This is a genomic window from Pararhizobium sp. DWP3-4 (genome assembly GCF_049898205.1).
Taxonomy (GTDB): Bacteria; Pseudomonadota; Alphaproteobacteria; order Rhizobiales; family Rhizobiaceae; genus Pararhizobium.
This window is the reverse complement of sequence record NZ_JAFCXF010000001.1, coordinates 948669-970007: the sequence shown is the minus strand read 5'-3', so window position 1 is coordinate 970007 and position 21339 is coordinate 948669. Positions and strand designations below refer to the sequence as shown.

The following is a 21339-nucleotide window of genomic DNA, read 5'->3' as shown; positions in this document are numbered from 1 at the left end:
AGAGGAGTGGGTGAACATGCCGCACCAGCAGACCATCGAACGCAAGACTGCGCGAACGACAACGAAATTCACCGGCGAAGTGACCTGCAAGGGCGGATCAAGCCGGGGAATTGTCAAAGATCTGTCGGCGGCCGGCATTTGTTTTCAACTCTATTTCGACATCAATGCCACGACCGGCCAGGAAGTCTCGATCAAGAGTGACGAGTTCGGCCATTTGACCGGTGTCGTTCAATGGTATCGCGGCGACAAGATCGGTATCCGCCTTAACGTGTCCTCCAATACATCGGCGCAGATTTCGTCCTATTACAAATATTTCCGCTAAGGCCCTCATCTCTCAGCGATAAGGCGACGCCAAGACGGCGGCGCTTGTCGCAGGTACCGGGTTACGCAGCGCTACTTGCCTTCCGGGACGACGACCATCTTGCGGTAGAGATGCCATGTCGCATGTCCGAGGATCGGCATGATAACAGCGAGACCGACGAAAACCGGGATCGAGCCGATGACCAGGCCGGTTGCAACGATCAATCCCCACATGGCAACCGGAAGCGGATTGGCAAGCGTTGCCCGGACTGACGTTTCGATGGCAGCGACGGCTCCGACATCGCGCTCCAGCAGCAATGGGAATGACACGACCACGGTCGAAAGCACGATCACGGCGAACACAAAACCAACGGCATTGCCGACCAGAATGAGGTTCCAACCCTGTTCGGTTCCGGTGACCTGATGGTAGAGCGCCTGAAGCGATGTCGCCGGCATGTCGCCGAACAGTTGCGTGTAGAGCGATTGCGCCACCAGCAGCCAGACGACAAACAGCACGAGCAGCATGAAGGCAAGTCCAAGGATCGATGCCAGCGCTGGGGACCGGCGCACGTCGAAGGCATGCCGCCATGACGTGTCCATGCCCAGTTCGCGCCGTCTGCTGATCTCGTAGAGACCGATGGCGGCGACCGGCCCCAGAAGGGCAAAGCCTGAAACCAGCGGATACACCAGAGGCAACATGTTGACGCCCGAACTCCATGTGGCGAGGACAACTCCGGCGATTGGATAGATCAGGCAGAGAAAGACGTAGTGAGACGGTTTTGCGTTGAAATCCTGCCAACCCAGACGCAGCGCGTCGAAGACATCAGCTACGCCGATCCTGCGAATGTCCGGATGGACGAGCCCTGCGCTGGATCCTGCCATTACATGAAATGCTGTCATGACCAATTCTCCTCCTGAAACACGCGGTGTCACGTCATTCGAAAACAATCAGTAGTGTCGGCTTGAAGGTCAGCCCCGAGGATGGACCGAAATGCGATGCTCCCGGTATCGGCGTCTTTTTCTGCCACGGAGCGTCGTGACCAATCGCGCCGTCCGATCAACATATACCAAAACCGTCGGTCTTACACTTGACTTCCGCTCTCCTCGACCTCAAATCGCCGTTATCATGAAAGCATCCGAAGCAGATATCCTGATCGTACCCGGTTATACCAATTCCGGACCGGACCATTGGCAAACCCGGTGGCAGAACAAACTTGCCTCCGCGCGGCGCGTGGAGCAGGCAGAGTGGGCCAAGCCCGTGCGCGAGGATTGGGTGAAGCGGATGATCGACGACATCAATGCGTCGACCAAGCCCGTTGTCATCGTTGCGCACTCGCTTGGCGTTGCAACGGCGCTGCATGCGCTGCCGCATATCGAAAAGAAGATCGCCGGCGCCTTCCTCGTTGCACCGCCGGAGGTGACCAATCAGAAGATCCGCCCGAAGCACCTGATGACATTCGGCCCCTACCCCCGCGATCCGCTGCCGTTTCCAAGTCTGGTTGTGGCAAGCCGCAACGATCCGTTTGGGACCTACGAGCATGCCGGCGACATAGCCAACGCCTGGGGCTCGCTGCTCGTCGATGCAGGGGAATCGGGACATATCAACAGCGAATCCGGACACGGTCCCTGGCCGGAAGGCACGATGGTCTTTGCCCAGTTTCTCAACCGGCTTCAGCCCTGACAATGCTGTTCCCCGCCATATTATTTTAGCTTCCTCACATTAAGGGGGCTTTCATTGTCGTCGGTCATGATGCCCGAAATAATTCGGGAATGGCCGACAGTGACCACCGCCAGTGAAGACAAAGGCTCGCCACCAAAGCCGGCCGTGGCCGGCACATTGCCGGACGCAGCAGTCGTTCTCGATTGCGCGCCCCTGGGCTTCTGCCTGCTGGAACCGGATGGCCGCATCCGCCATGTCAATGCAGCGTTCTCACATGCGCTCTCACTGCCTGCGGATGCGATTCTCGGGGAACCAATAGTACGCTTTGTCCACCCTGACGACGCCGGTCTGCTGAGCGCTAAGACGGCAGACATGGAAGGAGGCGGCGTTCTCGCCAACCAATGTGAACTCCGCCTGGTTCAGCCTGATGGTTCTACCAAACCGGTCATGGCCTCCCTGTCGCAGATGACCGGTCCTTCGCCATCCATCATCCTGCAAATTCAGTCGATCGATGAACTGAAACAGGCGATCACCGCCCTGCAGAAGAGTGAAACCCGCTGGAAATACGCACTCGAAAGCGCCCATCAAGGTGTTTGGGATCACGATTTCGACGCCAACGATCTTTTCTATTCCATCCCCTGGAAGACCATGCGCGGCATGGCAGCGGACGCTCCCGTGGACGGCTCCCTTGATGTCTGGATTGAAAATGTCCATCCGGCTGACCGCGAGCATGTGCTCGAGTGTATTCGGCGTCAGGATGAAGGCGAGGTTGAATTCAACATATTCCAGTACCGCGAACGCCATGCGGATGGTCACTGGATCTGGATCGAAAGCCGGGGCGCCTCCATCGAGTGGACACCGGAGGGCAAACCGAGCCGGATCATCGGCACGGATACCGATATTTCAGAACGTAAGAAGGCCGAGGCTCAGCTTGAAGAAATATCGCGGCGGCTGAGACTTGCTCTCGATGTATCGAAAGTCGGGGTCTTCGAAGCCAATCTCGATACCGGCACCATCATGCGCGACAAGCAATTGCTGTCCATCTATGGGCTGGATCCACAACAACCGGGCCTCTCGGCCTTCGAAGAGAGACTGCACCCAGATGATCGGGATGCAGCCCTTGCAAGGGTCGCCGCCGGCGTCGCTTCTGCCATTCCCTTCATGAACGCTTTTCGCATCATCCGTCCCGACGGGAAAATCCGCCATATCCGCTCCAGCTCCGTTACGTACACGGACAATGAAGGTGCGCACAAACTGATTGGTGCCAACTGGGATGTGACAGAAGATGTAACCTTGCGCGACGATCTGGAAAGAGCCCGGCAACTGGCGGAGGCGCGCAATCTGGAACTTGAGGCAGCGCGCACACGGATCGAATTCAATGCGTTGCACGATCACCTGACCGGCCTGCCCAACCGGAGGTTCCTCGATCAGCGCCTCGATGAATGGATTGCCGGTAAGGTCGACTATAGTGCCATTCTGCATATCGATCTCGACCGGTTCAAACAGATCAACGACACGCTCGGCCATCAGGCCGGCGATGCCATGCTGATGCACACCGCAAACGTCCTTTCCGCAATCATTGGCGAGCGCGATTTCGTTGCGCGGATCGGTGGCGACGAATTCCTGGTGCTGTGCGACCCACGCCGCTCCCAGGATGACGTCATCCTGCTCACCGACCAGATCATCGAAGCCCTGCGCCAGCCTGTGGCCTATGAAGGGCACCTGTGCCGGTTCGGAGCCAGCGTCGGCATCGCCTGGACCGCTGATGGCACAGCCGACGCCAGGCAGTCGCTGATGAACGCCGATATAGCCCTTTACCGGGCCAAGGGTCTGGGCCGGAACCGCTATGAATTCTTCACACAGCAACTGCAAACGCAGATCCATCACGCCAAGCGCACTGCCGACGAAATCATCAAAGGGCTCGAAGACGGCGAATTCGTTCCCTTCTATCAACCGCAGTTTGATGCCCGCACGCTCGATGTCACCGGTGTCGAGACGCTCGCCCGCTGGAGACACCCGCAATACGGGTTGCTGGCGCCCGATTATTTTTTGAAGATCGCGGAGGATATCAACGCGCTGACGGCCATCGATCGCTGCATTGCCGAGCAGGCCTTGAGCGATTTCAGCAGTTGGGAGACGCAGGGTTTCGGGATTCCGCGCATTTCCGTCAACGTTTCTTCATCTCGGTTGCGAGAGCCTGGCCTGATCGACAGCCTGCGGCAACTGAACATACCGCGTGGGAAGCTGTCGTTCGAACTGCTCGAATCGATCTTCCTCGACGATCTCGACGAGGATTCGTCACAGATACTCAGCGATCTCAGCATGCTCGGCATCGACATTGAAATCGATGATTTCGGAACGGGCCACGCCTCGATCGTCGGGCTCATGAAGCTCAATCCGAGCCGCCTAAAAATCGATCGAGCTCTCGTCAAGCCGATTATCGAGGCGGCCGAGCAGCGCAAGCTGGTCGGATCGATCATCGATATCGGCCATTCGCTCAATATCGAAGTCGTCGCAGAGGGGGTGGAGACGATCCGTCACGCCCATATTCTGCGCGATCTCGGCTGTGATACGCTGCAAGGCTATGCCTTCGCCCGGCCGATGACCAGAGCAGACCTTGAGACGTTCATCCGTTCCGGCAACTGGCGACCGCCGGAAGCACCCATCGAGGCCGTGCACAGAATGGTCCGGAGAGGCCGCAAGGCATAAAAAAACCGCCCGAAACCTCGGACGGTTCAAATTGGCCGATATGACGACGATATCAGCCGTTCTGGATCTGTGTGACGGCTTCGGACAGAAGCTCGAGCATCTTCAAACGGATCTGGTCGTCGGTAAGGGCGATGCCCGCCGCATCGAAATCAGCGCGAATCTTGCGCACGACATCTTCGTGCCCTACCTCTTCGAAATCGGCGGCGACGACATCCTTTGCGTAGGCAGCCGGGTCGCTCTTGCCCAGAAGCTCGGCAGCCCAAAGACCAAGAAGCTTGTTGCGGCGCGCTTCGGCCTTGAACTTCAACTCTTCATCCAGAGCAAACTTCGATTCGAACGCCTTTTCGCGATCCTGCATATTGGTCATCTCCGATCTCCAAAAACCGTTTTACGTTTAGCTTTTCGCCCATAAACCAAAAGGCCGCCGAAAGTGCAATGCGAAGTTTTCCGGCGTGACGACTTTCATGCTACCCTAGAACCCGTTCGGCAGACCTAATTCGGGGGATCGGATCAGTCGCCGATTGTGAAATGGTTTCATTTCAGTTATGGACCGCCTTAGAAAATGCCAAGCGCGCAGCCCAAGAGCGCATTTAAAGATAGAGACATCATTCATGAACCGTCGCCGCCGTATCTACGAGGGCAAGGCCAAGATCCTTTACGAAGGTCCTGAGCCGGGCACTCTGATCCAGTTCTTCAAAGATGATGCTACAGCCTTCAACGCCAAGAAGCACGAGATCATCGACGGCAAGGGTGTGCTCAACAACCGGATTTCGGAATATATCTTCACGCATCTGAACCGTATCGGCATTCCCACGCATTTCATTCGCCGCCTCAACATGCGCGAGCAGCTGATCAAGGAAGTGGAAATCATTCCGCTTGAGATCGTCGTGCGCAATGTTGCTGCCGGTTCGCTCTCCAAACGTCTCGGAATCGAGGAAGGCGTGGTCCTGCCGCGCTCGATCATCGAATTCTACTACAAGGCCGATGCGCTCGACGATCCGATGGTCTCGGAAGAGCATATCACCGCTTTCGGCTGGGCAAGCCCGCAGGAACTTGATGACATCATGGCACTCGCCATCCGCATCAACGACTTCCTTACCGGCCTGTTTCTCGGCGTCGGCATTCAGCTGGTCGATTTCAAGATCGAATGCGGCCGCCTGTTCGAAGGCGACATGATGCGCATCATCCTGGCCGACGAAATTTCGCCGGACAGCTGCCGTCTCTGGGATGTCGAGACCAAGGAAAAGATGGACAAGGACCGGTTCCGCCGCGACATGGGAGGCCTTGTCGAGGCCTACCAGGAAGTGGCCCGCCGCCTTGGCATCATGAACGAGAACGAACCGCCCCGCGGCTCCGGCCCGGTATTGGTGAAATAAGCAGGAAAAGACGACAGTGATCAACGCACGCGTAACAGTGACGCTGAAGAACGGCGTTCTCGACCCCCAGGGCAAGGCAATCGAGGGCGCCCTTGGCGCTCTCGGCTTCGGCGGCGTCGGCCATGTCCGCCAGGGCAAGGTCTTCGATCTGCAGATCGACACCGCCGACAAGGCAAAGGCCGAAGCAGAAGTGAAAGCCATGTGCGAGAAACTCCTCGCCAATACGGTGATTGAGAATTACACTATCTCACTCGCCTGATGGTTGAATGAGGTGGTCGGATGGCCGATGTGTCCAGCGAGTTGATGTACGAACTGCTGAAGCGTATCCAGAACGATGTTTCCAGCCTGAAGGATGGCCAGAAAGATCTGCGGCAGGACATGCTGAGCATGAGGAATCAGTTCCACCTGCTACAAGGTGACTTCAACAGTATGCGCGGCTCCATCGCCCACATTGAGGACCGCCTCGACCGTATCGAAAACCGCCTCGAATTGCGCGAGCTTGCCGAGGCCCAATCCAGGTTTGAACCGCACCCATGAAATCCGCCGTCGTTCAGCTTCCAGGCCTCAATCGTGACCGCGACATGATCGCAGCGCTGACCAAGATTTCCGGCAAGGCGCCGGTCACCATCTGGCAAACCGAAACGGACATCCCGGATGTCGATCTAATCGTCATCCCCGGCGGCTTCTCCTACGGCGATTACCTGCGCTGTGGCGCGATCGCGGCGCGCATGCCGGTGATGCAGGCGATCAAGGCGAAGGCTAAGGCCGGCGTCAAGGTGCTGGGCGTCTGCAACGGCTTCCAGATTCTCGTCGAAGCAGGCCTCCTGCCGGGCGCGCTGATGCGCAACGCCTCGCTGAAATTCGTCTGCAAGGAAATCAAGCTCGAAGTCGTCAACGCCAATACCGACTTCAGCCGCGCCTATGAACAGGGTCAGATCATCCGCTGCCCGGTCGCCCATCACGACGGCAATTATTTTGCCGACGCGGAAACGCTCCAGACCATCGAGGACAATGGCCAGGTGGTTTTCCGCTATGCCGCAGGCACCAATCCGAACGGCTCGGTCAACGACATTGCCGGGATCGTCAATGCTGGAGGCAATGTCCTCGGCATGATGCCGCATCCGGAAAACCTGATCGAGGCCGCCCATGGCGGCTCGGACGGACGTGGATTGTTCGCTTCCGCGCTCGATGTAATCGCTGCTTAACATTCCACCTGCTAGAAGGCACCCTAGAGACCGAATCACAGGGGGCTTTCATGCGCGCCGCAGCTTTCATCCGTTTCATGGCTACAGTCGGCTCCGTTGCCTTGCTCGGGCTTGCCGCCGGTTGCCAGACGGAGCCTCCGCCTGCACCAGCCCGTAACACGGCGGCATTGGCGACAATGGAGAGGGTGGCCCTCGGCGCCAATGCCTGCTGGTTCAAGTCGGGTGATCCGGCCTTCAAGCCCTACCGCCTCGCTCCCGAGCTGAATTCATTCTCGGGGCGCCCACGCATCCTGATCGTCAAGCGCAACTCACCCGAATCGCGGCCACTCGCAGTGGTCCAGGCAGAGGGGCACCCTGCCCGGCTTCAGGCGTTCGGCCCACTGTTCAGTGAAGCCGTAGGCGCAAGAATGACGACGGATATCAAGCGCTGGGGTGCCGGTGGTGAAGGCTGCCGCTAGGCGCGCTCACCACGGAACCATGCTGCGGTCAGCAGCTTATGTACAGCGGAAAAACTGACCGGATTGGTCTTTGCGTGGGGTGCCGGCTCACCCCGGTAACGCTGCGGTTAAGGCCTCCACTCCCAGGCCAATCGAAATAGCGGTGGAACCATTGCCTATCGTTATTTCTCGCAGCTTTTCATTTTTGCGCTTTTGCGAAACAATCAGCTCAAGACTTCTCCTGTTGATTCACACGACCCAAGAAACCATTTTTTCGCGCCCATCCAGAGAATAGGTTTGCTGCACCCGTCACGATACCGCAATCATTCTCATGGTAGGCGCAGACGATCTCCTTGGGCTGCTTATGACAGGCTCTTTCGACCGCCCTCCCGATACCAAAGGCACGCTGATGACCGTCATGATTTATCACAATCGTCGTTGCGATACGTCTCGCTCGGTTCTCAAGATCATTCGTGAGGCGGGAATTGAACCTGCCATTATCGATTATATGGCAGCACCGCCAAGCCACGAGGAAATGCTGGCTCTGCTGCTTGCCCTGGACATGGCGCCACGCCAGTTGCTGCGCGCCAGGGAACCCGCGTATCTGTCGCTCCAGCTCGCTGATCAGAGCAAGACGGACCGGCAGATTATCGACGCCATGCTGGCCCATCCAGAGCTGATGGAGAGGCCGATCGTGGTGACGGAAAGAGGCGCAAAACTTTGCCGTCCGAAAACGAAGGTCTTGGAGCTGCTGTAGCCCCCAACGACGCAGTCAGTTCCAGAACGGCCGGGCCGCTTCCCGGCGGGCCTCCGAAGGCGTGACGCCGATGTCGGCAAGCTGTCCATCCGTCAACTCGGAAAGAGCAATGCGGCTCAGCCGCTTTTCTTCACGGTCAATTATCCAGGCGATCACCAGCCGGCCAAGCGCCTTCAAACGCGAGACGAGGCCTCTTGGCTGAATTGCACCTCTTGGCGGGGCACATACATCACTGTCATCGGTGCAAATTGTACTCATTGTCACCATCCAATCGATTGCAACGGTTTCATTTCGGTATTGCATTGTCATAATTGACAGGAAAAGCGATGCAATGTAGAAATTGTCACCATGACAACATGGATGCCAGACCCAACCCAAGGCCAAGGCCCGCTTTATGCCCGTATCGCCGATCAGATCGAGCAGGCGATTACGGGGGGCGTCTTGGCGGTCGGTACGAAATTGCCGCCACAGCGCAACCTTGCCTTCGATATAGGCGTGACAATCGGGACAATCGGGCGTGCGTATCATCTGGTACGCGAACGCGGGCTTGTTAGCGGCGAAGTGGGGCGCGGAACCTACGTGCTCGACAATGCCGAATTGCGCCCAGCCGAACAGCCTGATCCAATGAGCGCTGCGCTGGCCGGCACGAGAGCGCTGAAAGCGCCGCCTGGAAAACTCCGGTTCGACAGTACAGCGGCACCTGATATTGGCCAGGGCGCGTCGCTTGAAAAGGCGCTGGTCGATATCAGCCGCGATCATCACGCCGATATAGCCAGCTACGCCCGCGATTTTCCGGCACACTGGTTTACCGCAGGAAGCCAGTGGCTGGCCAAGGGAAGTTTCCGGCCGCAGCCTGATCGGATCGTGCCGACGCTCGGTGCTCATGCAGGCGCTGTCGCTGTGATCGCCGCCGTCACGGCACCGGGCGACAAGATCGCCTTTGAGAACATCACCTACTCCCAGATCAGCCGCAGTGCCGGACTGATCGGCCGCCGGACAATCCTCTTGCGCACCGACGACCACGGCATCGACCCTGACGACTTCGAGCGTGTCTGCGCCCAGCAGCACCCGAAACTCGCCTTCCTCATGCCGACGGCACAAAACCCGACAGTGGTGACATTGTCGCTGGAGCGGCGCCAGGCGATCGCCGACATTGCCCGCCGCTATGGCGTCTGGCTGCTGGAGGACGATCTTTATGGCGCGATGACCGGAGATACGATGCCGCTTCTGGCAGAACTGGCGCCGGAGCGGACATTCCTGGTCGGCGGCCTGTCGAAATCGGTCGCTGCCGGTGTGCGCGGCGGCTGGGTCGCCTGCCCTCCCCACTTCAGCCAGCGCATCCGCATCGCCCACAAGATGGTCAGCGGCGGCATGCCGTTTCTGCTCGCCGAGCTTTGTGCACGCCTGGTCCTCAGTGGTGAGGCTGCAAGCTTGCGGACGCGCTGTATCGACGAGATCCGCGCACGCGAGCAGATGGCGCGCGAAATCTTCGCCGGCCTCGACTTCAACTCGCATCCGCACGTGCCGTTCCTCTGGCTGAAACTGTCCGAACCCTGGTTTTCGGGCACGTTCAAACATGCGGCCTTCGAGGAAGGCGTGCTGGTCGATGACGAGGACGAGTTCAAGGCCGGGCGGACGGAAAGCGTCTACCACCGGGTCCGGATCGGCTTCTCGTCACCGGCCGACCGCAGCGAAGTGCGGCGCGGCTTCCTGACGCTGCGCCGCCTGCTTGACAGCGGCCGCACCGGTTACGACAGCTTCGCCTGAGCGAGCCATCGCATTATCAGCGAAAAGCACGTGATCTGCTGTGCTTTTCCGGCATTTTCCTGTCGCATCGCCGAGTAGCTTCGGTTAAAGAAACCCCGACGTGATCTCTTTGTTTTGACGTATCCCCGCAAGCTGACGGAACCTTGGCCGTCCGGGATGCTCCAACGGACCGAATGGACCCCGATGACCATTTCCAATACCCGCCCCATCACCCCCGAGTTGATTGCCTCGCACGGCCTGAAGCCGGATGAGTATCAGCGTATCCTCGGCCTGATCGGCCGCGAGCCGAGCTTTACGGAACTCGGCATCTTTTCGGCGATGTGGAACGAGCACTGCTCCTACAAGTCCTCGAAGAAATGGCTGCGCACGCTGCCGACCACTGGTCCGCGCGTTATCCAGGGTCCGGGCGAAAATGCCGGTGTCGTCGATATCGATGATGGCGATGTCGTCGTCTTCAAGATGGAGAGCCATAACCACCCGTCCTATATCGAGCCCTATCAGGGCGCTGCGACCGGCGTTGGCGGCATCCTGCGCGACGTGTTCACCATGGGCGCCCGCCCGATTGCGGCAATGAACGCATTGCGCTTCGGGTCGCCGGATCACCCGAAGACCCGCCACCTCGTCTCCGGCGTGGTTGCCGGCGTCGGTGGTTACGGCAATTCCTTCGGCGTGCCGACGGTTGGCGGAGAAGTCGAGTTCGATGCCCGCTATAACGGCAATATCCTCGTCAACGCCTTTGCTGCCGGCCTTGCCAAGTCCGATGCGATCTTCCTCTCGGAAGCCAAGGGCGTCGGCCTGCCGGTCGTCTATCTCGGCGCCAAGACCGGCCGTGACGGCGTCGGCGGTGCCACCATGGCGTCGGCCGAATTCGACGAATCGATCGAGGAAAAGCGCCCGACCGTACAGGTCGGCGATCCCTTCACCGAAAAGTGCCTGCTCGAAGCCTGCCTCGAGCTGATGAAGACCGGTGCCGTCATCGCCATCCAGGACATGGGGGCTGCCGGCCTGACCTGCTCGGCCGTCGAAATGGGCGCCAAGGGTGGCCTCGGCATCGAACTGGAACTGGACAAGGTGCCGGTGCGCGAAGAGCGCATGACGGCCTATGAAATGATGCTGTCGGAAAGCCAGGAGCGCATGCTTATGGTGCTGGAGCCCGCCAAGGAAGAGGTCGCCAAGGCGATCTTCGTCAAATGGGGTCTCGATTTCGCCATCGTCGGCAAGACCACCGATGACCTGCGCTTCCGCGTTATTCATCAGGGCGAGGAAGTCGCCAACCTGCCGATCAAGGAACTGGGCGACGAAGCCCCGGAATATGACCGTCCGTGGACCCCGGCAAAAATTGCCGCTCCGCTCGCAGCCGGCGACATTCCGCAGGCAGACATTGCCGATGCGGTTCTATCGCTGGTCGGTTCCGCCAATAATTCCTCGCGCCGCTGGGTGTATGAGCAATACGACACGCTGATCCAGGGCAATTCGCTGCAGCTTCCCGGCGGCGATGCCGGTGTGGTCCGCGTCGAAGGCCACCCGACCAAGGCGCTGGCCTTCTCCTCGGACGTCACCCCGCGTTATGTCGAGGCCGACGCATTCGAAGGCGGCAAGCAGGCCGTGGCCGAATGCTGGCGCAACATCACGGCAACCGGCGCCCTGCCGCTGGCCGCCACCGACAATCTCAACTTCGGCAATCCGGAACGCCCGGAAATCATGAGCCAGCTCGTTCATGCCATCAAGGGCATCGGCGAAGCCTGCCGCGCGCTGGATTTCCCGATCGTCTCCGGCAACGTCTCGCTCTACAATGAGACCAACGGCCAGGGCATCCTGCCGACCCCGACCATTGGCGGCGTCGGCCTCATGGCTGACTGGTCGCAGATGGCGCGTATCCGCTTTGCCGCCGAAGACGAAACGATCCTGCTGGTCGGTGCACCCGAAGGCCTTGGAACGCATCTCGGACAGTCGGTCTATCTGCGCGACATTCATGGCCGCACAGATGGCCCTGCCCCGCATGTGGATCTCGCCCATGAGCGCAAGACCGGCGACTTCGTCCGTAACCTGATCACCGACGGTCTGACCACGGCGGTGCATGACTGCTCGTCCGGCGGACTGGCGCTCGCCGTTGCCGAAATGGCAATGGCATCGGGGATCGGCGCCAAGATCTCGGCCGTTACAGACCGCGATGCGATCGAAGTCTTCTTCGGCGAAGACCAGGGACGTTATGTCGTGACCGTCAAGCCGGAACACGCAGCCCTGGTTGCGGAGCGGGCAAAGGCTGCCGGCGTCGCGGCCCCCGTCATCGGCAGCACCGGTGGCACGGAAGTTGTGCTCGGTTCGGCCAGGCCGCTTGCAATTCTGCAATTGCGCTCGGCACATGAATCATGGTTCCCTGACTTCATGGACGGCGAAACACAAATCGCCGCCGAATAATTCAGGGAGTACAGACCATGCCGATGGCACCTGGCGATATTGAAGACATGATCAAGTCGGGCATTCCCGGCGCAAAGGTGACAATCCGGGATCTCGCCGGTGATGGCGATCATTACGCAGCCGAAGTTGTCGCGGAAGCCTTCCGCGGCAAGAGCCGGGTACAGCAGCACCAAATGGTCTACAATGCGCTGAAGGGCAACATGGGTGGCGTGTTGCACGCACTCGCCCTTCAGACATCTGCGCCGGAGTAGCACGCCCGATGGCCAACCTGATGAAAGAGCTGGTCAGCGGCGTGGTCGAGAGCGTTCTGAAGGAAATCCTGAAGAAAGCTGGCGGCACCACGACAACAAAACGGCAAAAGCGGCAGACCCGCTCGGCAAGCACCGGCCGGTTCAAGAAGGCGCCGGCGGCTAAGGCGAAACCGGCAAAGAAGCAGGTGAGCCGCCGCAAGACAGCTGCATCCCGCAGCAGGATACGCTAGGACTGCCCAGTTCACTGTTGCAGTCGTGCAAGTCATCAATTTTTGTTGTATTCAGGTGGTGAAAATCACCCGCGTGCATGTTATCTAACAGACATCGACACACCCGGCCCTTGAAGCGGGATGAGGAAGGACTACGCCATGAGCGGTATCAACGATTTCATCGCCAATGAAGTGAAGAGCAACGATGTCGTTCTTTTCATGAAGGGCACCCCCCAGTTCCCGCAGTGTGGATTCTCCGGCCAGGTCGTGCAGATGCTCGATTACATCGGCGTCGATTACAAGGGCATCAATGTGCTTGCCGACGCCGACCTTCGCCAGGGCATCAAGGACTATTCCAGCTGGCCGACCATTCCGCAGCTCTACATCAAGGGCGAATTCATCGGCGGCTGCGACATCGTGCGTGAGATGTTCCAGGCTGGCGAACTCCAGTCGCATTTCGAAGAACACGGCATCGCGGTCAAGGGCGCAGCCTGAAACCTGATTGAAGCCACAGTGACACCTGAAAAAGGCGGGTCACCGCCTTTTTTGATTCAGCATGATTGCGACGAAAAGCTAATGTTGCACGCCCTTTTTTAGCTGAAACCAAAGTGATCCGCTGTCACAAGCCGGTCGCGATACTGGGAGTATGCACACGCGGGGCCGATGGCCGGCGCGCAGTCAATGAGGCCGATCTGACCTCCCACATATATCGGTAATTGCTGGCGTCGTTTTGCCGGAATTGCTTCCAGACCGGCGAGCCCGGTTGCCGTTTTGAAAGCGCTTCGGAGCCGCGCTTTTCTTTCGATCTTCCATGCTGGCTCCAGCATTTTCATCCGCGTCCGAAACGTTCCCGCTTCCAGTTTCAGGCGCCCGGCACATCCGCCAGGAATACCCAATGACCACATTGTCCGAAGCGCCGGGTCTCCCGGCTTTGTCAAAACCACGCTTCATTGCCCTGATGGCCATGCTGATGGCGATCAATGCGATTTCGATCGACATCATGCTGCCCGGCCTTCAGGAAATCGGTGCCAGCCTCGGCGTCGTCGATGAAAACGCCCGCCAATATGTCATCACCGCCTATCTCATCGGCATGGGCTGTGCGCAGCTGGTCTTCGGCCCGCTGTCGGATCGATTCGGCCGCAAGCTGCCCCTTCTCGGCGGCCTTGGTCTCTATGCGCTTTGCGCCCTTGCCATCGTCTTCGTTCCCTCGTTTACCGGATTGCTGGCGCTGCGCTTCATTCAGGGCATCGGCGCAGCCGCCACCCGCGTCATCACCGTCTCGATCGTCCGCGACGTCTATGGTGGCCGGATGATGGCGGAAGTCATGTCGCTGGTGCTGATGGTCTTCATGATCGTGCCGGTCATTGCGCCCAGCGTCGGCCAGCTGATCATGATCTTTGCCGAATGGCACATGATCTTCGTGGTCATCTGCCTGTTTGCGATTTCCGTCGCGACAGTGGTGATGCTGCGCCTGCCTGAAACGCTGTCGGTCGAGCACCGCCGGCCGTTCACGGTCACGTCCATCCTGGCAGGATTCCGCATCGTCCTGACAAACCGCGTCGCGCTCTGTTACTCGCTCGCGGCTGCGTTTCTGTTCGGATCGCTGTTTGGCTTCATCAATTCGGCACAGCAGATCCTCGTCGGCATCTATGGGCTCGGAACCTGGTTTCCGCTGGTCTTCGCCGGCTTTGCCAGCATGATGGCGCTCGCCTCCTTCACCAATTCGCGGCTGGTCAAGCGCTATGGCATGCGCCGCCTGTCGCATGGGGCGCTGATCGGTTTCGTCTTGACCAGCCTGATCTGGGTCGCGGCGTCGGTCTTCGGCCTGCTTCCGTTCTGGTTGTTCGCCGTTCTCTATGCCTGCGCCATGTTCCAGTTCGGGCTGATCGGCTCGAATTTCAACGCTATGGCGATGGAGCCGCTCGGCCACGTTGCCGGAACGGCATCCTCGGTTTTGGGCTTCACCCAGACGATCGGCGGCGCCACCATCGGTGCGCTGATCGGCCAGGCGTTCAACGGTACGATCACGCCACTCGCCATCGGCTTCTTAAGCGTTTCCATCATCGGGCTTGCCTTTGTTCTCACCGCAGAAAAAGGCAAGCTTTTCAGACCGCATAATCCCGCAATTTAACGTCCTGTCTCCCAAGACATTCATAGGTTCCTTCATGTCCGCCACCACCACCGAACACGTCGAAAATGTCGGCTCATCCCGAATAGGACTCGGATTTTTCGAGTTCATCATCACCATTGCCCTGATGACGGCGAGCGTCGCCATCGCCATCGACATCATGCTCCCCGCCCTGCCCGCCATCGGCCAGTCGTTGAATGTTGCCAATACCAATGACACCCAGCTGGTCATCGGCATCTTCTTCCTCGGGTTCGGCTGCTCGCAAATCGTCTTCGGCAGCCTCTCCGACACGTTCGGACGCCGCAATATCCTGCTCGCCGGCCTCGTCTTCTTCACCCTGACGATGTTCGGCGCAGCCCTGACCCAGAGCTTCGAAATGCTGCTTCTCCTGCGTTTCGTGCAGGGCATCGGCGCCGCAGCCGTTCGCATCACCACGATGGCGATCGTGCGCGACTGCTTCGGTGGCCGTGAAATGGCTCGGGTGATGTCCTATGTGATGATCGTCTTCATGATCGTGCCGATCGTCGCGCCGTCGCTCGGCCAAGCCGTCATCTACTATGCCAACTGGCACTGGATCTTCATCCTGCTCGGCTGCGTCGGTGCCATCCTGTTCGTCTGGGCCGGCATGCGTCTGAAGGAATCACTGCCGGCAAGCGAGCGCCTGCCGCTGTCGGTCGCCTCCGTCACCTCCGGCTTCCGCACGGTGCTGACCAACCGCGTCACCTGCGGCTACATGATCGGCCTGACGCTGTTCACCGCCGTCATCTGCGCCTATATCGTCACCGTCCAGCAGATTTTTGGCGAGGTCTATGGCCTTGGCGACTGGTTGCCGATCGCCTTTGCCGGCACGGCCGGCGGTATCGCGGTTGCCAATTTCGCCAACGGCTATTTCGTCCGCAGCTTCGGCATGCGGCGCATTTCGCATGTAGCGATGATCCTGTTCACGCTGCTGTCGGGCGCGGGATTATTGCTCTCGCTTGGTGGCCGCCCGGACTTCCTCGTCGCCTACCTGCTGTTTTCCGTGCTTTTGATGATGTTCGCCGTGATCGCCACCAATTTCACCGCGATCAGCCTCGAACCGATGGGACACCTGGCAGGCACGGCCACCGCCATCACCGGCTTTGTCTCGACAACCGGCGGCGCGCTGATCGGCGGCACTGTCGGCCAACTGTTCAACGGCACGGTCCAGCCGTTGTTCGCCGGATTTACCGCCTTTGGCGCGGTGACCATTGCTGCCGTGCTCTGGGCGGAAAGAGGCAAGCTCTTCACCCATCCGGGCGACGACCACGCCACGCTGGAAGGCGCTGGCGGCCATACGTAAGTCGCTGAAATATAAAATGAAAAAGGCCCGCCAGAAAAATTCCTGGCGGGCCTTTTCCAATGAGCAATGTCTTTCCTCAGACGGTAAACACCTCGCGGCGCAGCATCTCCCAGCAATCCTTGTCGGAAGCCAGAAGCAGGCCGCCATCGACGTGATGCGGCAGGTATGGCGAACCATCGAACCGGGCAGCATAGGCGCCGGCTTCCTGGGCAATCAGCGTACCGGCAAGGTGATCCCAAGGCATCAGCTTCTGATACATCAGGAAGTGGAAGTGGCCGCCGGCAAAGCCACGATATTCGTGCGCCGCGCAGCGGTAGCTGGTGGCGATGCGGACCTTGGCCATGTTGCCCATGACGATCCGGCGGTTCTCAGGCGAATAGAAGCCGGTCGAAGCGCAGCCGACCAGGCTTTCCAGCGGCACGGACGGAACAGTCGAGAGCTGCTCCTGGGAACCATCAGCCTTGCATAGCCAGGCGCCGGAACCCTTTTCGGCAATCACCCAGTCATTGCCCATCGGATCATAGATCAGACCGGCGACCGTCTCGCCCTTGGAGACGACGGCGGCCATGACGCCGAACAGCGGCAGACCCGCCGCATAGTTGAACGTGCCATCGATCGGATCGACGACGATGGCGAGGTCAGCCCCGGCCAGGCTGTCGAGCAGTGCCGGGTTGGCGGCGACGGATTCTTCGCCGATGAACAGTGCATCGGGTGCAAGTTCCGCCATCCGCGCCTTGATCAGCCGTTCGGCGGCTTCATCCGCCTCCGTTACCAGATCGATCGCCTCCGACTTCATCCGCACGTCGCCCGCGCCGAGATTGCGGAATTTTGGCAGGATTTCCTTGAAGGCGGCTTCCTGCAGGATATTGGCGATGGCAGCGATATCGATGGCAGACGTCATGCTTTGGGCTCCGCGAAGAGAGATTGGAAATCGAACAGCTTTGGGTCGAGCAGATGCGACGGATTGACGTGGCCGAGTGCCCGCAGCATCGTGTCCTTGCGGCCGGGCATGCGGCGCTCGATGTCCGACAGCATCGCCTTCATCGCATTGCGCTCCAGTCCATCCTGCGTGCCGCAGAGGTCGCAGGGAATAATTGGGAATTCCATCGCAGCCGCAAATTTGGCGAGATCGTCTTCGGCGGCATAGGCGAGCGGCCGCATGACCATCAGATCGCCTTCGTCGTTCAGCAACTTGGCCGGCATCGTCGCCAGCCTGCCGCCGTGGAAGAAGTTCATGAAGAAGGTTTCGAGAATATCCTCGCGGTGATGACCGAGAACCAGCGCATCGCAACCTTCCTCACGGGCAATCCGGTAGAGATTGCCCCGGCGCAGGCGCGAACAGAGCGCGCAATAGGTGCCACCGGCAGGAACCTTTTCCTTCACGATCGAATAGGTGTCGCGATACTCGATACGGTGCTTGACGCCGATCGATGTGAGATAGTCCGGCAGGACATGCTTGGGAAAATTCGGCTGCCCCTGATCGAGATTGCAGGCGACGAGTTCGACCGGCAGCAGGCCGCGCCATTGCAGATCCATCAACAGTGCCAGCAGGCTATAACTGTCCTTGCCGCCGGAAACGCCGATGAGCCAGCGCTTCTGGCCTTTCAGCATGCCGAAATCCTCGATCGCCTGACGCACCTGCCGCAGCAACCGCTTGCGCAGCTTGTTGAACGAGACGGAGGCCGGCATCTTTGCAAAGATCGGATGCATCGCCTCGTTGACGGCGTCATCCGGGCTGAACGGAAGATCTTCGAGGTTGGTAGCTTGCGGCTGAATGGCAATATCCATGACAAAGTCCCGGATGAAAGGGCGCACGGACGAAAAAACAGCGCGCGAAAACGATGCCCTGCACTTGCCTGTCTAAAGCAGCAAGATCAAGGAAAATGCACAGGATCCGGTGTGAAACTTCCGTAACGGCTGCTTAAGCGCCGAATACCGACCATCCCGTGCGGCTGGCCAGCATTTCAAGCGCCAGCGAACCGAGCAGCGAATTGCCGTTGTGATTGAGCCCGGGCGACCAGACGGCAACGGACGCCTTGCCCGGCGCGACACAGAGGATGCCGCCGCCGACGCCGCTCTTGCCCGGCAGGCCGACGCGATAGGCGAAATCCCCAGAACCGTCATAATGGCCGCAGGTCAGCATCAGCGCATTGATACGCCGCGCCCGTTGTTTCGAGACGACGGAATGTTTGGTCAGCGGATTGGTGCCGGACGCAGCCAGAAACAGCCCGGCCTTGGCCAGCTGGACACAGCTCATCGCCAGCGCGCATTGATGGAAATAGACACCAAGCACGTGCTCGACGGGATGATCGAGCTTGCCGAAGGAGCGCATGAAATTGGCCAGCGCGAAATTCCGGTAGCCGGTCGCCTCCTCGGAACGCGCCACGTCGGCGTCGATGAGGATATCGTCCTCGTCGGCCAGATAACGCACGAACCGGACCACTTCGCCGATCGCTTCCTTCGGCGTATGGCCGGCCAGGACCAGATCGGTAATGGCGATCGCCCCGGCATTGATGAACGGATTGCGCGGGATTCCGTGTTCGTGCTCAAGCTGGACGATCGAATTGAAGGCCGACCCGGAGGGTTCGCGGCCGACGCGCTTCCAGATGTTTTCGCCGTGCTTGCCAAGCGCCAGCGTCAGCGTGAAAACCTTGGAGATGCTCTGGATCGAGAATGGCACCTCAGCATCGCCGGCCATATGCACATCGCCGTCGACGGTGACGATCGCCATGCCGAAACGCTTCGGATCGACGCGGGCGAGCTGCGGGATGTAATCGGCCACCTTGCCCTCGCCGAGCCGTGGCGCAAGCTCGCGGTGGATATCATCGACAATCGACTGCAGGTCCAACGGGCCGGGCATCGGTCATTCTCCGCATGAGATTTGGTGGAGATTGGGCAACAAAAAAGCCACCCATCTCTGAGTGGCTTTTCCGAATTTCACAAGGCCGGGCCTCTAAGAAATTATCGCGAATAGAATTCGACGACGAGGTTTGGTTCCATGATGACCGGGTAAGGAACGTCGGCCAGGGCAGGAATACGGGCGAAAGTCGCAACCATCTTGTTGTGATCGACTTCGACGTAATCCGGAACGTCGCGTTCAGCGAGCGAAACGGCTTCGAGAACCGAAACGAGCTGCTTGGACTTTTCGCGAACTTCGATCACGTCGCCAGCCTTGCAGCGGTACGAACCGATGTTGACGCGAACGCCGTTGACCTTGACGTGGCCATGGTTGACGAACTGACGGGCAGCAAAGACCGTCGGAACGAACTTGGCGCGGTAGACGATCGCGTCGAGGCGCGATTCGAGCAGGCCGATCAGGTTTTCAGAGGTATCACCCTTGCGGCGGTCAGCTTCGGCGAAGATCGCACGGAACTGCTTTTCGCGGATGTCGCCGTAATAGCCCTTGAGCTTCTGCTTGGCGCGCAGCTGCACGCCGAAGTCGGAAAGCTTGGACTTGCGACGCTGGCCGTGCTGGCCAGGACCGTATTCGCGACGGTTCACCGGGGACTTCGGACGGCCCCAGATGTTCTCGCCCATACGGCGGTCAATTTTGTACTTAGACGATTCGCGCTTGCTCATCGTATTTCCCTTCAACAGGTTACACCGGTCTGTTGCCAAACCGGATCAAGGAAACACGCCCTCCTCTGAACTTCTTTTGAAAGCTCTGACAGGTTTCTCACATTACGCTAACGGAGAATCCACGGGACATGTCAAATAAAACACCGGGCATTTCGGCCCGGCGTTGTGGCGGCTTTAGTCACTTCACCCTCTATTGTCAAACGAATTTGCGTTTCCGCGCACGAGATTTAACGCGTATCGCCCTCCGTCCGCCGCTCCACCGAGACCAGCAACTTCCGCAACAATGCCGCCAAGTCCGTTCGCTCCTGAGCGCTCAAATCCGCCATGAAGGATGCCTCGCTGGCCATATCAACGCGAAACGCCGCCTCGGCAAGCCGTATGCCCTCCTCCGTCAGGCCGACGACCATACTGCGTCCGTCGGCCTGCGAACGCTCGCGCAGGATCAGCCCCGATGTCTTCAGCCTGTCCAGCCGATGCGTCAGCCCGCCGGACGAGATCATTAGCGACGTATAAAGCTCCGTCGGCGTCAGCCTGTATGGCGGTCCTGACCGCCTCAGCGTCGATATGACATCGAACTCGCCCCGATCGAGACCGAAGGACGCAAAGGTCGCCTCGATCGACGGACGCACCAGATTGGCCAGCCGGTAGGCGCGACCCAGAATGGCCATGGGTTGGGTGTCGAGATCAGGCAACTCCCTTTGCCACTGCCCACGCAGACGGTCCACGTGATCGGTATTTTCCTTGTCTTCCATCACCGTTGCGCCTTTCAGAAATCCAAACTATCTTGACGAGAAGACAGTTTGGTATAATATCTTCCTGTCGAGATATATAGTCCTTTGTTCTAATTCACCAGACCGCAAAACGGAGGCCAGCATGTTCCATGTCATTCCCCGCACCGAGCAGGATCAGCGGTCGAACAGGACAGTCCTGTTCGAGGGCGCAGAGTACGACACGCCGATTTCGATTTTCCTGGTCGATAACGAAACCGGCCAGGGACCGGCGCTGCACACGCATCCGTATAGTGAAACCTGGATCGTCCGATCCGGCCACGCGCAGTTCACCGTCGGGCTTGAAACGCTCGATGCTAAAGTGGGCGATATCATTGTGGTCAATGCCGAAACACCGCACCGTTTCGTCAATACGGGACCCGACAGGCTCGAACTCACCTGCATTCACGCATCCGAACGCGTCATCCAGACCTGGGTCTGACAATCCCGCGATT

25 protein-coding genes are annotated in these 21339 nt (G+C 59.2%); 17 read left to right on the top strand and 8 right to left on the bottom strand.

Annotated features, from left to right (window positions below; translation table 11 throughout):
- The first annotated feature begins 16 nt into the window (after positions 1-16).
- Entirely contained in the window at positions 17-322 is a 306-nt protein-coding gene (locus tag ACP7E6_RS04580) for a PilZ domain-containing protein (protein WP_426228297.1), read from the top strand.
- Between the two features lie 71 nt (positions 323-393).
- On the opposite strand, the gene ACP7E6_RS04575 is transcribed toward ACP7E6_RS04580, so the two are convergent.
- Positions 394-1200 carry a DUF2189 domain-containing protein gene (locus ACP7E6_RS04575; protein ID WP_426228295.1) on the bottom strand — a complete coding sequence of 269 codons (807 nt, stop codon included), beginning with the start codon at positions 1198-1200 and terminating at the stop codon, positions 394-396.
- A gap of 226 nt (positions 1201-1426) precedes the next feature.
- Here ACP7E6_RS04575 and ACP7E6_RS04570 point away from each other — a divergent pair, with 226 nt between their 5' ends.
- Both ACP7E6_RS04570 and ACP7E6_RS04565 read left to right on the top strand, forming a co-directional pair.
- Positions 1427-1981 carry an RBBP9/YdeN family alpha/beta hydrolase gene (locus ACP7E6_RS04570; protein WP_426228293.1) on the top strand — a complete coding sequence of 185 codons (555 nt, stop codon included), beginning with the start codon at positions 1427-1429 and terminating at the stop codon, positions 1979-1981.
- Between the two features lie 99 nt (positions 1982-2080).
- Positions 2081-4669, top strand: coding sequence for a sensor domain-containing protein (locus ACP7E6_RS04565; RefSeq protein WP_426228290.1), 2589 nt, complete (start codon positions 2081-2083; stop codon positions 4667-4669).
- A 52-nt stretch (positions 4670-4721) separates the two neighbouring features.
- On the opposite strand, the gene ACP7E6_RS04560 is transcribed toward ACP7E6_RS04565, so the two are convergent.
- On the bottom strand, positions 4722-5036 hold the full coding sequence (locus tag ACP7E6_RS04560) for a DUF1476 domain-containing protein (RefSeq protein ID WP_426228288.1): 315 nt from the start codon (positions 5034-5036) through the stop codon (positions 4722-4724).
- A 244-nt stretch (positions 5037-5280) separates the two neighbouring features.
- On the opposite strand from ACP7E6_RS04560, the gene purC reads away from it, so the two are divergent.
- The 6 genes from purC (at position 5281) to arsC (ending at position 8444) form a co-directional block, all read left to right on the top strand.
- The gene (gene purC / locus ACP7E6_RS04555) at positions 5281-6045 is read left to right on the top strand and encodes a phosphoribosylaminoimidazolesuccinocarboxamide synthase (RefSeq protein WP_113315563.1); all 765 of its coding nucleotides are present in this window, start codon (positions 5281-5283) and stop codon (positions 6043-6045) included.
- A 16-nt stretch (positions 6046-6061) separates the two neighbouring features.
- Entirely contained in the window at positions 6062-6304 is a 243-nt protein-coding gene (gene purS, locus ACP7E6_RS04550; RefSeq protein WP_426228286.1) for a phosphoribosylformylglycinamidine synthase subunit PurS, read from the top strand.
- A gap of 20 nt (positions 6305-6324) precedes the next feature.
- Complete coding sequence (locus tag ACP7E6_RS04545) at positions 6325-6582, top strand: hypothetical protein (protein ID WP_426228285.1); 258 nt, start codon at positions 6325-6327, stop codon at positions 6580-6582.
- On the top strand, positions 6579-7250 hold the full coding sequence (purQ, locus tag ACP7E6_RS04540) for a phosphoribosylformylglycinamidine synthase subunit PurQ (RefSeq protein WP_426228283.1): 672 nt from the start codon (positions 6579-6581) through the stop codon (positions 7248-7250). Before ACP7E6_RS04545 ends, purQ begins: the two co-directional genes overlap by 4 nt.
- A gap of 50 nt (positions 7251-7300) precedes the next feature.
- Complete coding sequence (locus tag ACP7E6_RS04535; RefSeq protein WP_426228281.1) at positions 7301-7708, top strand: hypothetical protein; 408 nt, start codon at positions 7301-7303, stop codon at positions 7706-7708.
- Between the two features lie 388 nt (positions 7709-8096).
- Positions 8097-8444, top strand: a complete 348-nt coding sequence (gene arsC, locus ACP7E6_RS04530; protein WP_426228279.1) for an arsenate reductase (glutaredoxin) — start codon at positions 8097-8099, stop codon at positions 8442-8444.
- 15 nt (positions 8445-8459) lie between these two features.
- Here the strand turns inward: arsC and ACP7E6_RS04525 are convergent, their stop codons facing one another.
- Complete coding sequence (locus tag ACP7E6_RS04525) at positions 8460-8702, bottom strand: DUF1127 domain-containing protein (RefSeq protein WP_426228277.1); 243 nt, start codon at positions 8700-8702, stop codon at positions 8460-8462.
- 90 nt (positions 8703-8792) lie between these two features.
- On the opposite strand from ACP7E6_RS04525, the gene ACP7E6_RS04520 reads away from it, so the two are divergent.
- The 7 genes from ACP7E6_RS04520 to ACP7E6_RS04490 all read left to right on the top strand — a co-directional run bounded on the left by ACP7E6_RS04520 (position 8793) and on the right by ACP7E6_RS04490 (position 16538).
- Entirely contained in the window at positions 8793-10211 is a 1419-nt protein-coding gene (locus tag ACP7E6_RS04520; protein WP_426228275.1) for a PLP-dependent aminotransferase family protein, read from the top strand.
- Positions 10212-10394: 183 nt separating this feature from the next.
- Positions 10395-12629: a phosphoribosylformylglycinamidine synthase subunit PurL gene (gene purL / locus ACP7E6_RS04515; RefSeq protein WP_426228273.1), complete on the top strand. Its 2235-nt coding sequence runs from the start codon at positions 10395-10397 to the stop codon at positions 12627-12629.
- A 17-nt stretch (positions 12630-12646) separates the two neighbouring features.
- Positions 12647-12880, top strand: a complete 234-nt coding sequence (locus tag ACP7E6_RS04510; RefSeq protein WP_037095612.1) for a BolA/IbaG family iron-sulfur metabolism protein — start codon at positions 12647-12649, stop codon at positions 12878-12880.
- Between the two features lie 8 nt (positions 12881-12888).
- Complete coding sequence (locus tag ACP7E6_RS04505) at positions 12889-13110, top strand: hypothetical protein (protein WP_426228271.1); 222 nt, start codon at positions 12889-12891, stop codon at positions 13108-13110.
- A gap of 138 nt (positions 13111-13248) precedes the next feature.
- Entirely contained in the window at positions 13249-13584 is a 336-nt protein-coding gene (grxD, locus tag ACP7E6_RS04500; RefSeq protein WP_426228269.1) for a Grx4 family monothiol glutaredoxin, read from the top strand.
- 400 nt (positions 13585-13984) lie between these two features.
- Positions 13985-15220: a multidrug effflux MFS transporter gene (locus ACP7E6_RS04495; protein ID WP_426228267.1), complete on the top strand. Its 1236-nt coding sequence runs from the start codon at positions 13985-13987 to the stop codon at positions 15218-15220.
- A gap of 34 nt (positions 15221-15254) precedes the next feature.
- Positions 15255-16538, top strand: coding sequence for a multidrug effflux MFS transporter (locus tag ACP7E6_RS04490; RefSeq protein WP_426228265.1), 1284 nt, complete (start codon positions 15255-15257; stop codon positions 16536-16538).
- A 76-nt stretch (positions 16539-16614) separates the two neighbouring features.
- Here ACP7E6_RS04490 and ACP7E6_RS04485 read toward each other — a convergent pair whose 3' ends face one another.
- The 5 genes from ACP7E6_RS04485 to ACP7E6_RS04465 form a co-directional block, all read right to left on the bottom strand.
- A complete protein-coding gene (locus ACP7E6_RS04485) occupies positions 16615-17439 on the bottom strand; it encodes an inositol monophosphatase family protein (protein ID WP_426228263.1) in 825 nt (274 codons plus the stop codon).
- The gene (gene ttcA, locus ACP7E6_RS04480) at positions 17436-18326 is read right to left on the bottom strand and encodes a tRNA 2-thiocytidine(32) synthetase TtcA (protein ID WP_426228261.1); all 891 of its coding nucleotides are present in this window, start codon (positions 18324-18326) and stop codon (positions 17436-17438) included. Before ttcA ends, ACP7E6_RS04485 begins: the two co-directional genes overlap by 4 nt.
- A 133-nt stretch (positions 18327-18459) precedes the next feature.
- Entirely contained in the window at positions 18460-19398 is a 939-nt protein-coding gene (locus ACP7E6_RS04475; RefSeq protein WP_426228259.1) for a glutaminase, read from the bottom strand.
- A 101-nt stretch (positions 19399-19499) separates the two neighbouring features.
- Complete coding sequence (rpsD, locus tag ACP7E6_RS04470) at positions 19500-20117, bottom strand: 30S ribosomal protein S4 (protein WP_113244728.1); 618 nt, start codon at positions 20115-20117, stop codon at positions 19500-19502.
- Positions 20118-20344: 227 nt separating this feature from the next.
- A complete protein-coding gene (locus tag ACP7E6_RS04465; protein WP_426228257.1) occupies positions 20345-20869 on the bottom strand; it encodes a MarR family winged helix-turn-helix transcriptional regulator in 525 nt (174 codons plus the stop codon).
- A 121-nt stretch (positions 20870-20990) separates the two neighbouring features.
- On the opposite strand from ACP7E6_RS04465, the gene ACP7E6_RS04460 reads away from it, so the two are divergent.
- Positions 20991-21326: a cupin domain-containing protein gene (locus tag ACP7E6_RS04460; protein ID WP_426125470.1), complete on the top strand. Its 336-nt coding sequence runs from the start codon at positions 20991-20993 to the stop codon at positions 21324-21326.
- The last annotated feature ends 13 nt before the right edge of the window (positions 21327-21339 follow it).

Coding starts and splice junctions, on each gene's coding strand:
- ACP7E6_RS04525 (WP_426228277.1), bottom strand. CDS start 8,702: ATGAGTACAATTTGCACCGATGACAGTGATGTATGTGCCCCGCCAAGA.
- ACP7E6_RS04485 (WP_426228263.1), bottom strand. CDS start 17,439: ATGACGTCTGCCATCGATATCGCTGCCATCGCCAATATCCTGCAGGAA.
- rpsD (WP_113244728.1), bottom strand. CDS start 20,117: ATGAGCAAGCGCGAATCGTCTAAGTACAAAATTGACCGCCGTATGGGC.
- ACP7E6_RS04475 (WP_426228259.1), bottom strand. CDS start 19,398: ATGCCCGGCCCGTTGGACCTGCAGTCGATTGTCGATGATATCCACCGC.
- ACP7E6_RS04495 (WP_426228267.1), top strand. CDS start 13,985: ATGACCACATTGTCCGAAGCGCCGGGTCTCCCGGCTTTGTCAAAACCA.
- ACP7E6_RS04545 (WP_426228285.1), top strand. CDS start 6,325: ATGGCCGATGTGTCCAGCGAGTTGATGTACGAACTGCTGAAGCGTATC.
- ACP7E6_RS04505 (WP_426228271.1), top strand. CDS start 12,889: ATGGCCAACCTGATGAAAGAGCTGGTCAGCGGCGTGGTCGAGAGCGTT.
- ACP7E6_RS04575 (WP_426228295.1), bottom strand. CDS start 1,200: ATGACAGCATTTCATGTAATGGCAGGATCCAGCGCAGGGCTCGTCCAT.
- grxD (WP_426228269.1), top strand. CDS start 13,249: ATGAGCGGTATCAACGATTTCATCGCCAATGAAGTGAAGAGCAACGAT.
- ttcA (WP_426228261.1), bottom strand. CDS start 18,326: ATGGATATTGCCATTCAGCCGCAAGCTACCAACCTCGAAGATCTTCCG.
- purC (WP_113315563.1), top strand. CDS start 5,281: ATGAACCGTCGCCGCCGTATCTACGAGGGCAAGGCCAAGATCCTTTAC.
- ACP7E6_RS04580 (WP_426228297.1), top strand. CDS start 17: ATGCCGCACCAGCAGACCATCGAACGCAAGACTGCGCGAACGACAACG.
- ACP7E6_RS04570 (WP_426228293.1), top strand. CDS start 1,427: ATGAAAGCATCCGAAGCAGATATCCTGATCGTACCCGGTTATACCAAT.
- ACP7E6_RS04465 (WP_426228257.1), bottom strand. CDS start 20,869: ATGGAAGACAAGGAAAATACCGATCACGTGGACCGTCTGCGTGGGCAG.
- ACP7E6_RS04490 (WP_426228265.1), top strand. CDS start 15,255: ATGTCCGCCACCACCACCGAACACGTCGAAAATGTCGGCTCATCCCGA.
- ACP7E6_RS04510 (WP_037095612.1), top strand. CDS start 12,647: ATGCCGATGGCACCTGGCGATATTGAAGACATGATCAAGTCGGGCATT.
- purL (WP_426228273.1), top strand. CDS start 10,395: ATGACCATTTCCAATACCCGCCCCATCACCCCCGAGTTGATTGCCTCG.
- ACP7E6_RS04520 (WP_426228275.1), top strand. CDS start 8,793: ATGACAACATGGATGCCAGACCCAACCCAAGGCCAAGGCCCGCTTTAT.
- ACP7E6_RS04460 (WP_426125470.1), top strand. CDS start 20,991: ATGTTCCATGTCATTCCCCGCACCGAGCAGGATCAGCGGTCGAACAGG.
- purQ (WP_426228283.1), top strand. CDS start 6,579: ATGAAATCCGCCGTCGTTCAGCTTCCAGGCCTCAATCGTGACCGCGAC.
- ACP7E6_RS04560 (WP_426228288.1), bottom strand. CDS start 5,036: ATGACCAATATGCAGGATCGCGAAAAGGCGTTCGAATCGAAGTTTGCT.
- arsC (WP_426228279.1), top strand. CDS start 8,097: ATGACCGTCATGATTTATCACAATCGTCGTTGCGATACGTCTCGCTCG.
- ACP7E6_RS04535 (WP_426228281.1), top strand. CDS start 7,301: ATGCGCGCCGCAGCTTTCATCCGTTTCATGGCTACAGTCGGCTCCGTT.